General features: G+C 32.3%; 11 protein-coding genes. 3 read left to right on the top strand and 8 right to left on the bottom strand.

All coding sequences use genetic code 11. The features are described from left to right. The 3 genes from GFJ94_RS00175 to GFJ94_RS00165 all read left to right on the top strand — a co-directional run. On the top strand, positions 1–1,441 hold a 1,441-nt coding region (locus GFJ94_RS00175; protein WP_162523754.1), incomplete at its 5' end, for a gliding motility-associated C-terminal domain-containing protein. A gap of 29 nt (positions 1,442–1,470) precedes the next feature. Further along, entirely contained in the window at positions 1,471–2,376 is a 906-nt protein-coding gene (locus tag GFJ94_RS00170) for a type IX secretion system membrane protein PorP/SprF (RefSeq protein ID WP_153199234.1), read from the top strand. Between the two features lie 11 nt (positions 2,377–2,387). Beyond that, positions 2,388–4,295 (top strand): OmpA family protein, encoded by a 1,908-nt coding sequence (locus GFJ94_RS00165; RefSeq protein ID WP_153199231.1) that lies wholly within the window; start codon positions 2,388–2,390, stop codon positions 4,293–4,295. 102 nt (positions 4,296–4,397) lie between these two features. Here GFJ94_RS00165 and GFJ94_RS00160 read toward each other — a convergent pair whose 3' ends face one another. The 8 genes from GFJ94_RS00160 to GFJ94_RS00125 form a co-directional block, all read right to left on the bottom strand. Continuing rightward, positions 4,398–5,099 carry a sulfite exporter TauE/SafE family protein gene (locus GFJ94_RS00160; protein WP_153199229.1) on the bottom strand — a complete coding sequence of 234 codons (702 nt, stop codon included), beginning with the start codon at positions 5,097–5,099 and terminating at the stop codon, positions 4,398–4,400. Continuing rightward, complete coding sequence (locus GFJ94_RS00155; RefSeq protein ID WP_153199227.1) at positions 5,099–5,545, bottom strand: FixH family protein; 447 nt, start codon at positions 5,543–5,545, stop codon at positions 5,099–5,101. Before GFJ94_RS00155 ends, GFJ94_RS00160 begins: the two co-directional genes overlap by 1 nt. A gap of 112 nt (positions 5,546–5,657) precedes the next feature. Next, a complete protein-coding gene (gene ccoG, locus GFJ94_RS00150; protein ID WP_153199225.1) occupies positions 5,658–7,076 on the bottom strand; it encodes a cytochrome c oxidase accessory protein CcoG in 1,419 nt (472 codons plus the stop codon). A 64-nt stretch (positions 7,077–7,140) separates the two neighbouring features. Next, positions 7,141–8,085, bottom strand: a complete 945-nt coding sequence (locus GFJ94_RS00145) for a cbb3-type cytochrome c oxidase N-terminal domain-containing protein (RefSeq protein WP_153199223.1) — start codon at positions 8,083–8,085, stop codon at positions 7,141–7,143. Between the two features lie 87 nt (positions 8,086–8,172). Beyond that, positions 8,173–8,343 carry a CcoQ/FixQ family Cbb3-type cytochrome c oxidase assembly chaperone gene (locus tag GFJ94_RS00140; protein WP_133607121.1) on the bottom strand — a complete coding sequence of 57 codons (171 nt, stop codon included), beginning with the start codon at positions 8,341–8,343 and terminating at the stop codon, positions 8,173–8,175. A 5-nt stretch (positions 8,344–8,348) separates the two neighbouring features. Then, positions 8,349–10,520, bottom strand: a complete 2,172-nt coding sequence (gene ccoN, locus GFJ94_RS00135; RefSeq protein WP_153199221.1) for a cytochrome-c oxidase, cbb3-type subunit I — start codon at positions 10,518–10,520, stop codon at positions 8,349–8,351. 4 nt (positions 10,521–10,524) lie between these two features. Further along, complete coding sequence (gene ccoS / locus GFJ94_RS00130) at positions 10,525–10,719, bottom strand: cbb3-type cytochrome oxidase assembly protein CcoS (RefSeq protein WP_153199219.1); 195 nt, start codon at positions 10,717–10,719, stop codon at positions 10,525–10,527. Between the two features lie 91 nt (positions 10,720–10,810). Next, the gene (locus tag GFJ94_RS00125; RefSeq protein WP_153199210.1) at positions 10,811–13,186 is read right to left on the bottom strand and encodes a heavy metal translocating P-type ATPase metal-binding domain-containing protein; all 2,376 of its coding nucleotides are present in this window, start codon (positions 13,184–13,186) and stop codon (positions 10,811–10,813) included. Between the last annotated feature and the right edge of the window lie 5 nt (positions 13,187–13,191).

The raw sequence follows: 13,191 nt of genomic DNA, 5'->3' as shown, positions 1-13,191 counted from the left end.
TAACTTCGCTTCAGTATCTGATACTTGTGGAGCAACGGGTTCGGCTACAGTGACTTTTACAGCTACTGATGATTGTGGAAATAGTACTTCTTCAACTGCTATATTTACAATTCAAGATACTATTGCTCCGGTTATCAGTATTCAAGCAGCCAACATGACTGTAGAATGTGATGGTAATGGAAATACTGCCGACTTAAATGCTTGGTTAGCTTCAAATGGTGGTGCTAGTTCAACTGATGTTTGTTCAAATGTAACTTGGTCGAATAATTACTCGGCTTTATCTTATTCATGCGGTGCTTCTGGTTCGGCTAGTGTAACATTTACAGCTACAGACGATTGTGGAAATAGTACTTCTTCAACTGCTACATTTACAATTCAAGATACAACAGTTCCTGTTTTTACCAGTCAATTACCAGATAATGTGAGTGTTTCATGTGATAATATTCCTACTCCGGCAAACATAACTGCAAGTGATAATTGTGATAATAATGTTTTAATTTCAGTATTAGATACAATTGATACCGCAAATTCAATATGTGATGGAGATTATATCTTATACAGAACTTGGACATTGACTGACGATTGTAACAACAATGCAAGTTATACTCAAATCATAACAGTATTCGATAATACACCTCCAATGTTGACTACTCCTATTGATTCAGAAATTAGTGTTTCTTGTTCAGAAATACCAGCTGTACCGCAATTAGGATTTACAGACAATTGTTCAGTTATACAAGATGTAGTTTACAATGAAACATCTACAATAATTTCAATTTATGAATATGTAATAATTAGAGAATGGACAGTTTCAGACAACTGTGGAAATGAAGCTAATTTCACACAAACAATTAATGTGAGTGTTAATGAGCCTTTTGATGCAATTCCATTCGCAATATGTATTGAGGAAGATCCAATAGATTTATTTACTATATTAGACGATTCAATTCCGACAACAGGTACTTGGAGTGAAGTTACAAACTCAGGCGGATTATCAGGAAGTATTTTTGATCCAACAAATGTAACTTTAGGATATTACACATTACAATATGTTGTTGAATTACAAGATAATCCATGTCCAATGATTTATGAAGTTTACCTAAACGTAAATGACGATTGTGTGGTGTTACCAGCTTGCGATATTACAGTTTACAATGCTGTTTCACCAAATGATGATAGTTCAAATGATTTCTTATTCATTGACGGACTTGAATGTTATCCTAATAATTCAGTAGAAATTTATAACAGATGGGGAATTTTAGTTTATGACGAAACAGGATACAATAATGCTCTCAAATCGTTCAAAGGTATATCTGAAGGTAGAAATACTGTTAATAAAAACGAGCTTTTACCAGATGGAACCTATTTTTATATTCTGAAATTTATAGATGAAGAAAATAAAAATCATGACCGATCAGGATATTTATATCTAAACCGTTAATCGACTAAAGTAACTTAAATACAAAAAAGATGAAAACGATTCTAACTATAATTTGTGCATTTATTTTACATAGTATATTTTCTCAACAGGATTCTCAATATACGCAATATATGTACAATACTCCTCTAGTTAACCCTGCTTATGCGGGTTCTAGAGAAACTATAACAGCTTTTTTACTTCACAGAAATCAGTGGGTAGGATTAGACGGAGCACCAGTAACTAACAATTTTTCCATAAATATGCCTATTGGAGATTCTAATTTTGGTGTAGGATTAAATTTTGTAAATGATAAAATTGGTCCAGTATCTGAAAATGAAATTTCAGCCGATTTAGCTTATTTTATTCAAGTATCTGAAAATTATAAATTGTCATTAGGATTAAAAGGAACTGCAAATTTATTTCAATTAGACGTTAATAAATTAAGGATTTTTGATCCAGCCGACCCGCAGTTTCAAAATGTAGACACTGAATTTTCTCCAAATGTTGGAGCTGGATTATACCTGTTTTCAGATAAAACCTATTTTGGATTATCAGTACCTAATTTTTTCGAATCGTATCGATACAATGATAATAACATAGAAATTACAAAAGAAAAAATGCATTTCTATTTTATTGCTGGACATGTATTTACAATTAGCGATAATATCGATTTTAAACCCGCTGTTTTAAGTAAAATTGTAGAAGGAGCTCCCTTACAAGCAGACGTTACTGCTAACTTCTTATTCTTCGATAAGCTAACTATTGGTGCCGCATACAGATGGGATGCCTCTGTGAGTGCACTCGCAGGATTTCAAATTTCAGATTCATGGTTTATTGGATATGGATATGACTTAGAAACAACTAAACTTGCTAACTACAATTCAGGTTCTCACGAGATATTCCTACGATATGAGTTTTTCAACAGAAATAAAGTCTCAGCACCTAGATTCTTTTAAATTATCCGATTATGAAAAAATTATATACACTAGTATTCGTCTTAAGTATCACAATTGGTGCTTTCGGACAAGCATTTAAACTTAAAAAAGCAGACAAAAAATACGAAAAATATTCCTATATTGATGCAATCGAAGTTTATGAGAAAGTGGCCGAAAAAGGATACAAATCGGTTGAATTATTCGAAAAATTAGGAAATGCTTATTACTTCAATGGCGAATTAGATAAAGCTTCAAAATGGTATGACGAACTTTTTGCACTAAATCAAGAAGTAGATTCTGAATATTATTTTAGATATGCGCAGGCCTTAAAAGCAAAAGGAAACTACGAAAAATCAAATCAGTACATGGAATTATTTGCTCAAAAAACAGATGATTCTAGAGCCAAGTTATATCAACAAAATAAAGACTACTTAACTGATATTGATGCCGTTTCTGGAAAATACACCATGGATAAAACCGATGTAAACTCCGAGTTTTTTGACTATGGACCAACATTTTTAGGAAAACAAATTGTATTTACTTCTTCAAGAAGCGAAGGTAATCAGTATTCGAAAATTCACGATTGGACAAAACAGAATTTTACTGATTTATTCGTGGCTTCAATCGATAATAATGGAAAATTAGGAAGCGTAGAAAACTTTTCTAAAACCGTGAATACCAAATTTAACGAGTCCTCACCTGTTTTTACAAAAGATGGAAAAACCATGTATTTTACCCGAAACAATTACAACGACGGTAAAAAACGTAAAAGTGATGACAAAGTGATCATGGAAAAAATTTACAAAGCTGAATTAGTCAATGGCGAATGGACGAATGTAAAAGAAGTTCCTTTTTCAAACGATAATTACAAAACAGCACATCCAACGTTAAGTCCAGATGAAAAAACCATGTATTTTGCTTCGGATATGCCAGGAAGTTTTGGAAATTCTGATTTGTACAAAGTGTCTATCGATTCTAATGGTAATTTTGGTTCACCAGAAAATTTAGGTCCAACTATTAATACCGAAGGAAGAGAAACATTCCCTTTTATTGATGCTGATAACAATTTGTTTTTTGCATCAGATGGACATCCAGGACTTGGTGGTTTAGATATTTTTGAAGCAAAATCAGCTAACAATTCTTTTGAAAAACCAGTTAATGTTGGAAAGCCATTAAATAGTCCGATGGATGATTTTGGTTATGTTACCAACAAAGATGATTTAGGATTTTTCTCATCTAACAGAGATGGCGGAAGTGGTTATGATGACATCTACACGTTTACCGTTTGTACGCATACTTTATCAGGTTTAATTACCGATGTAGATACAAAAGAAATTTTACCATATGCAAAAGTGATATTGTTTGATGATAAAATGAATCAAATTAGTGAAACTACTGCTTCAGAAAAAGGCGCCTATTCCTTTAAAATTGAATGCAATAAAAAATATTATGTAAGAGCTTCAAAAGAAGAATATGAAACCACTGAAAAATCGTTTGGTCCTGTTAACAAAACTGGTGAATCTAAATTAAATATTGAATTAAAACGAAATATTTTCCCTATCGAAATAGGTACCGATTTAGCTAAAATACTTGGTGTGAGCATTATTTATTTCGATTTAGATAAATGGAACATAAGACCAGATGCTGCAGAAGATTTAGAAAAAATTATAGCCGTAATGAACCAATATCCTAACATGACAATTGATATTCGTTCGCATACCGATAGTAGACAAACGCACAAATACAACGAATTGTTGTCAGACAGAAGAGCAAAATCTACTTTAGAATTTATGGTTAAAAACGGTATAAACCGAAACCGATTAACAGCAAAAGGATATGGAGAAACACAATTAGTAAACAATTGTTCAGACGACGTTCCGTGTAGCGAAGATGATCATCAAAAAAATAGACGAAGCGAATTTATAGTAATCAGTTTATAATTAAATTTCAAAACTTACTACATAAATTTAGCCAAAAAATTCAAAAAAAGAGTGTTAAAGTATAAGCTTCAACACTCTTTTTTCCCTATTAACTAATTTATTCTAATGACAATTTGCCTCAGATTGAACAAACAAACTCATATTACTTGGTGATAAATATGGAATATCTAACCCTAAACCTCTTATAATAAATAACATTCCAATAATAACCGCTACTAACGGTATGGCTTTTTGAATGGTTCCTCTATATGAAAATGAAATCAATCCAGAAGCATAAACTACTGCTACCATCATAGGAATTGTTCCTAATCCGAAAAGTAGCATATACCCTATTCCTAAATTAACATTTTGCATAGCAATTGCTCCAAACAGCGCTACATAAACAATTCCACATGGTAAAAAACCGTTTAACAATCCAATAGTAAACAACGATTTATAACTTTTGTTTTTAAACTGTTGGCCTAAACTGGATTTTACTTTCGTTATTATTCGATAAACCGGTTTAGAAAAATTATATTTAGCAAATACTTTCTCAGGAATTACAGCTACTAAAATCATCAAAATTCCAACAATTATAGACAATTGCTGTTGCATACCTGCTAAATAGAAGCTTCTACCTAATAATCCAAAAACTAAGCCTAAAATTCCGTAAGCAACTAGTTTTCCAATATGATAAGTTATAATTTGTGTTATTTTTTTGACTTCATTATTTCTATCAACGGGTAGCATCATAGCAATTGGACCGCACATTCCAATGCAGTGAAAACTACTAATTAACCCAAATATGAAAGCCGAATATAACATTAAAATTTAAATGATTCTTTGTTTAAATATGATACACCATCGTAATTCCAAGCTATAGAAATGTCCCAAAGACCGCCAGCCAAATTACTTTTAGGTATGAGCAAATGTGGACTAGATAGTGAAATCGGAATTTCAAAATCTAATTTCTGACTTGACGGTCTATAAAAGGACACTTTTCCATTAATTTTTGAATAATCGAAATCTACCGGAAACTGAATTTTAACTCCTTCAGCAGTATTTTCAATAGTAACTTTATTTGTTAATGCATTTGCATTTTCTTGTTTTTCAATATCGCCTTGAACTAATGCTTCTTTTTTGTAATAATCTTCAACTACAAGTTCGTGATCATATTTATCATTTGATTGCACTTTGTACACATACGACAAAATAAATGTCATAAAAAGCGCAAAAGCAATAACAATTCCTGTTCCCCAATTAAATTTCATATATGTGAATTTTATTTTTAGTTGTCATATATGTTATCGCTTTTTCTATTTGGTGCTTGCTTACGCAAACTTGTAGTTAGTAGTGATTTCATAATAGCAATTTTATATTATTTTAATTAAAATTTCTAGGTCCTTGGAAATTAGTTGATGTTTCTTCAATCAATTTATCTCCATTATATAATTCTAATTTTAGATGTACTTTTTCGTCTTTAAGTAAACTTTCTAGAATATCTATGTATAATGTTCCGCTCACTAAACCCTGTTTTGGCACTTTAATTACCGGACTTCCTACTAGTTTTACTTCTCCATTATAGTTTATAATTTTAACCGTTACATTATTAAATGCTTGTTCTGTTTTATTTACTACTTTATAAGTATAGAAATTTCTAATATTTTCTCCATTTTGTTGAAACATTTGTCCAGACATTGGTAAAAAGTTGGCTTCTACATCATTTCGTAGGAACAACATGCCAATTAAAACTCCAATTAACAAAGTTAAAACTCCAATATAACCTTTCATACGAACGGTTAACTTGAACTTTTCTTTCTTTACAATTTCATCTTCACTTGCATATCGGATTAAACCTTTTGGCAATCCTACTTTATCCATAATGATATCGCATTCATCTATACAAGCGGTACAATTGATACACTCTAATTGCGTTCCATTTCTGATATCGATTCCTGTTGGACAAACCACGACACATTGGTTACAATCAATACAATCACCATAACCTGCAGCAGTTCTATCTTCTCCGTTTCTCCATTTTTTCCTTCCGTTTGTACTTTCTCCTCTAATATGGTCATAGGCAACATTTATGGATTTGTTATCCAATAAAACTCCTTGCATTCTTCCATAAGGACAAGCAATAATACAAACTTGCTCTCTAAACCAAGCGAATACAAAATAGAATACACCTGTAAAAATTAATAAAGCAATAAGTGTACTTAAATTATTTACTGGACCTTCGGTAACCATCTTGATTAACTCGTCGCTGCTAATTAAATACGCCAGGAAAACATTGGCAATGAAGAATGAAAAAATAAAAAAGATAATCCATTTCGTAACTCTTTTTCTTATTTTTTCAGTATCCCACTTTTGTTTTGCTAATCGTATTTGTGCGCCTCTATCTCCATCAATCCAATACTCGATACGTCTGAAAACCATTTCCATAAAAATAGTCTGCGGACAAAACCAACCACAAAAAATACGTCCAAAAGCAACTGTAAATAAGGTTAACCCTACCACTCCAACAATCATTGAAATGACAAACAAATGAAAGTCTTGAGGCCAAAATGCAAATCCGAAAATACTAAAACGTCTTTCTAATACATTGAACATTAAAAATTGATTCCCATTAACTTTTATGAATGGTGAAGCAATTAAAAACACCAAAAGAAAATAACTTAATAGTTTTCTTTTTTCATAAAATGGTCCAGAAGGTTTTTTAGGATGAATAAAATTTCTTTTTCCTTCTGCATCTATTGTTGCAATGGTATCTCTAAAACTTTCGTCTGGTAAATTTGACATGATACTTTTATTTTTAGTTTAAAAAAGGTTTTGAGAACTTCCCAAAACCTTTTTTACTAGCTTATTATTTTTTTGCAGGTTCTGCAACTTTTGTTGAATCTACAACAGCTTCCGCTGCTGGTTTAGCTTCTTCAGTTTCATTCCAAACTTCTCCTTCTGCTGCTTTTGCACCAACTGGTTTAGTTCCTTGTAAAGTTAAAATATAACTTGATACGCTTTGAATATCTGTTGAAGATAAGTTTCCTTTCCAAGCTACCATTGAAGGATTGTTTTTACTTCCTTCAGAGATTAACTTGAAGATATTTTTAATTCCTCCTCCGTTAATCCAATGTTCATCTGTTAAGTTTGGTCCCACTAAACCTCCACCATCTACTTTGTGACAGGCTGCACAAGCATTTGTAAAAATTTCTTTTCCTTTTGCTAAACTTGTGGCATCGGTTACAACAACTACGGTTTCGTAACTTACTTCATCAGCAGCGCTTTTTGGTAATTTAGATTTCTCTAATTCTGCTAACGCTACTTCATTTTTAAATTCTTGTTCTTGATCGTATTCGTTTATCACATGAAAACGAACCATATATACCAATGCGAATATTATTGTACCATAGAATAAATATACCCACCAAGGTGGTAACACATTGTCTAACTCTTTGATGCCATCGTAATCATGGTCTAACATAATGTCTTCTTCTCTTTCCATTTCTTTAGAACGAGTCAATTTACTTACTATGTTTTGATACCATTTACTTTCTGTAAAAGAAACTGATTGAGCATTTGCTAATTGTTGCTTTTGTTCATCTGTAAGTAAATGATAGGTAACTTTATCAACAGCATCGATTACGATTTCGATAGCTATCAATAAAAACAGGAATACTCCTAAAAACAAAGCTACCATTGGAAACTTTATAAATGCTGGCTTATCTCCTGAATCGATAAAATATTCCAATGCTGCAAAAACGACTGCAAACAGAAGTGGAACTCTTACGTATGATGGAATTAATTTTTTCATATGTAGAAAATTTGATGTTATGAGAACCTGAACAACCATAAAATAAAGCTTTATGATTGTTTCAGCTTCAGTAAATTATAATTATGACTATTCGTCGTTTAATGGCATTTCGCTAATTTCCTTGATTTTTTCTTTACTGTAAGTAAATGCCCAAACCGTGAACAATACAAACGCTGTAAAGAATATTGTCAATGAAATGATTGGATAAATTTCTACCCCCGTTATGGTTTCTAAATTATGTTTAATGAACTTTAGCATAATTATTATTTTTTAACTTGAGTATCTGTACCTAATCTTTGTAAATAAGCAATAAGTGCTACAATCTCTCTATCTTTTAATGGAGATGCTGTTTGAACTCCAAATGATTTCTTAATATCTGGATTGGCTAATAAATTGGTTTCAATTTTAGTAGCTTGTTCATCCATGTGTTTAAGTGCATTATTAATTTCGGCATCTGTATAAGGAACACCTAATGTAACCATAGCTCTCATTTTATCTTGAGTTGACGATTTATCTAATTCATTCTTAATCAACCATTGGTATCTAGGCATAATTGATTTCTCATTTAAACCTTGAGGATCATACATGTGGTTAAAATGCCATACATCATCTCTACCTCCGTTGAATGGTTTTCCTTTAACACCTTCACGAGCTAAATCTGGTCCAGTACGTTTAGAACCCCATAAGAATGGATGGTCATAAACAAATTCTCCTGCTTTAGAATACTCACCATAACGCTCAACTTCAGAACGGAATGGACGAACCATTTGTGAGTGACATCCCACACAACCTTCACGGATGTATAAATCTCTACCTTCTAATTCAAGTGGTGTATAAGGTTTAACTGCTGATATCGTTGGAATATTAGATTTTACTAAAATCGTTGGTAAAATTTGGATTAAACCTCCAATTAAAATAGCAACTGTAGTCAATAACATGAACTGAACTGGTTTTCTTTCTAACCAAGAGTGTAATTTTTCACCTTTTAAACGGTTTGGAGAAATTACAGCTAAAGCTGGAGCTTCTACTAATTCGTTTTCTACTGGAGAACCTTGTCTAACTGTTCTAATAATATTGTACACTAATACGATAACTCCTGTAAGATATAAAGTCCCCCCAATAGCACGCATCCAATACATTGGCATTAATTCGGTTACTGTTTCAAGGAAGTTTCCGTATTGTAAAGCACCACCGTCTGGCTTGAATTGTTTCCACATAGAAGCTTGCGTAAAACCAGCTACATACATTGGAAGCGAATATAAAATAATACCTAAAGTACCAATCCAAAAATGGAAGTTAGCTAATTTTTCAGAGAATAATTTTGTTTTCATCATTCTTGGGATTAACCAATAAATCATACCAAATGATAAGAAACCATTCCAAGCTAAAGCACCAACGTGAACGTGAGCAATAATCCAGTCTGTAAAATGCGCAATAGCGTTAACATTTTTAAGCGATAACATTGGTCCTTCAAAAGTTGCCATACCATAACCTGTAATAGCTACTACGAAAAATTTCAATACTGCATCCGTACGTACTTTATCCCAAACCCCTCTTAATGTTAATAATCCATTAATCATACCTCCCCAAGATGGAGCAATCAACATTACTGAGAAAACTACTCCTAAGTTTTGAGCCCAATCTGGTAAAGCAGTGTATAATAAGTGATGAGGTCCAGCCCAAATATAAATGAAGATTAACGACCAAAAGTGAATGATTGATAATCTATATGAGTACACAGGACGATTTGCAACTTTTGGAACAAAGTAATACATCATACCTAAGAACGGCGTAGTTAAGAAAAATGCTACCGCATTATGACCATACCACCATTGTACTAAAGCATCTTGAACACCTGCATATACTGAATATGATTTCATTGCTGAAACTGGCAATTCTAAACTATTAAAAATATGTAGTACTGCAACCGTTACAAACGTAGCAATGTAAAACCAAATGGCTACATAAATATGACGTTCTCTTCTTTTAATAATGGTTCCAATCATGTTGATACCAAAAACCACCCAAATAAGAGCAATTGCAATATCAATTGGCCATTCTAATTCTGCATACTCTTTTGAAGTAGAATACCCTAATGGTAATGAAATTGCTGCAGCAACAATAATTAACTGCCATCCCCAAAAGTGAATTTTACTTAAAAGGTCGCTAAACATTCTTGCCTTTAATAAACGTTGCATAGAGTAATAAATACCGGCAAACATTGCGTTACCAACGAAGGCAAAAATGACCGCATTGGTGTGTAAAGGTCTTAAGCGTCCAAAACTTAAAAACGAAACCCCGCTCGTTAAGTTTGGAAACAAAAATAGGAAAGCTAAAATAAGCCCTACTAACATCCCCACTACCCCGAAAACGATACTAGCGTAGATGAAATTCCTTACAATTTTGTTGTCGTAATAAAATTGTTGCTTCTCCATAAATTTAGATTGATTTTTGTTTGTCTGTTTGTATTAATTTGTTTGGATTTTCTTTTACAATTTCATCGTCAAATAACATTCTGACGGATGGTGTATAATCATCATCATACTGACCACTTTTAACTGCTTTAATAAAAGCAACTAAGAAAGCTATAGCAACTACTATACTGATCGTGATTAATAAATAAATGACACTCATACCTTAAATTTGTGTTAACAAAGTTACTTCCACACGCTTTTATAAAACATGACTTTTATCATGTATTAAAATTTTCTTAAATTTAATAAAATTATTTCTTACTTGCATACAAATTTGTAAGAATTGTTACAAAACTCACAATAGTTATTGTGCTAAGCGGCATAATTATAGCTGCTACAATCGGATCTAACTCGCCTGTTATCGCATAACTTAGTCCTACAACATTATATAAAAGTGAAAGCCCGAAACTCAAATAAATTGTTTTCATAGCATTTTTAGAATACTTCATAAAAAAAGCAATCTTATCAAACTGAGAAGCATCTAAAATACCATCGCAAGCTGGCGAGAATACATTTACGTTTTCTGAAATTGATAATCCCAAATTACTTTGAGCTAAGGCTCCAGCATCATTCAAACCATCACCTACCATCATGACGTTTTTACCTTCTTTTTGTAATTGTTCGATGTATTGTAGTTTTTGCTCTGGTTTTTGATTGAAAACTAAAGTGGTTTTTGCTGGCAACATTTTCTCTAAAATGCTACGTTCTCCATCATTATCACCTGATAAAACAACCAAATTATAATGCTTTGCTAAATCATCAAACAATTGCTCTAATCCTTTTCTGTACTGATTATTAAACACGTAACTTCCTTTGTAAAGTCCATTGATTTCCACATGCACTTTGGTTTTCTTATGCGTGTTTTCCGTCATGGTTTTTAGAAATTGTGACGAACCTAATTTTACGGTATTGCCATCGATTTCAGCGAAAATTCCTTTTCCTATGATTTCCTCGAAGCTTGAAGTTTCCATTTTATCTTGATTCGGAATGAACTCGTACAATCTTCTACTTAAAGGATGATTCGAACCTCGTAAAACATTCTTTAATAATTTTAATTCGGAAGCGTTTAATTCCGTTCCTTCATAAGTAATAGCGGTTTTTTTATTGGTTGTAATCGTTCCTGTTTTATCAAAAACGATTGTATCCACTTTAGCTAGTTGTTCTACGACTAAAGCATTTTTTAAATATAATTTTCGTTTGCCTAAAATTCGTAAAACATTTCCCAATGTGAACGGAGCCGTTAATGCCAAAGCACATGGGCACGCCACAATCAAAATCGCAGTAAAAACATTAAATGCTGTAGTAACATCAATAAATATCCAATAAATAAAAGAAACTATTGCCAATGCTAATAAAGCTGGCGTAAAATAGCGACTAATTCTATCGGTAATGTTTTTGTATTGTTGTTCTACGTGTTTTTGGAAGACATCGTTGCTCCATAATTGCGTCAAGTAACTATTTGAAACTGAAAACAAAACTTCCATTTCGATGACTTTTCCCATTTGTTTTCCACCTGCGAATACTTTATCTCCTGATTTTTTCTCAATCGGAACGGCTTCACCAGTAACAAAACTATAATCTATTGAAGCTTTTTCGGAAATTAAAATCCCATCAACTGGAATTAACTCTTGATTTCGAATCAATAATCTATCTCCTTTTTCAATATCATAAACTTGAACCGATTCTTCTTCACCATTTGGTAATATTTTCGTGATGGCAATTGGAAAATACGATTTATAATCGCGCTCAAACGAAAGGAAATCATACGTTTTCTTTTGAAATAACTTTCCTAATAACATGAAGAAAATCAATCCTGCCATACTATCAAAGAAACCTTGTCCGTAATCAAAAATAATATCGACTGTACTTCTTACGAACATGACTACAATTCCCAAAGCAATTGGAATATCAATATTCAATAAACCTGATTTCATGCTTTTCCAAGCGGAAACATAATAACCAGAAGCTGAATAAATAAACGTAGGAAGCGATAATCCGAAAATCAACCAACGGAAAAACCCTCGGTATTGATCAATCCAATATTCTTCTACTTCAAAATATTCAGGAAACGAAAGCAGCATGATATTTCCAAAACAGAAAAATGCTACTCCTATTTTATAGATTAAACTTCTGTCGATTTTTTTCTTACCTTCATCAAAATTTTCTAAAGAAATATAAGGTTCGTAACCTATCGAACTCAATAAGTATACAATATCTTTTAAAGAAGTTTCTTCGGGATTAAACGTAACTCGGACTTTCTTTTCGCCAAAATTAACTTGAGAAGTACTTATTCCTGATTGAAGTCTTTGTAGATTTTCCAGAATCCAAATACACGAACTACAGTGTATATGAGGAATGTAGAGTGAAACAATATGTGTTGTACGCTCTTGGAATTCCAATAGTTTTGAAACAATTTCTTCATTGTCTAAAAAGTCATATTTGCCCTGAATGTCTTGTGGAGTGGCGCCGGGTGCTGCCTGAAAATCGTAATAACACGTTAAATCATTTTGACTAAAAATTTCGTACACGGTTTTACAACCATTGCAACAAAACTTCTTTTCATCAAATACAATCTCGTCTTTTTTTACTATTTCATTACCACAATGGAAACAATTTTCTGTGTCCATAAATT

It is taken from the genome of Flavobacterium sp. LMO8 (genome assembly GCF_009495755.1).
Lineage (GTDB): Bacteria > Bacteroidota > Bacteroidia > Flavobacteriales > Flavobacteriaceae > Flavobacterium.
This window is presented reverse-complemented; position numbering and strand designations above follow the sequence as displayed.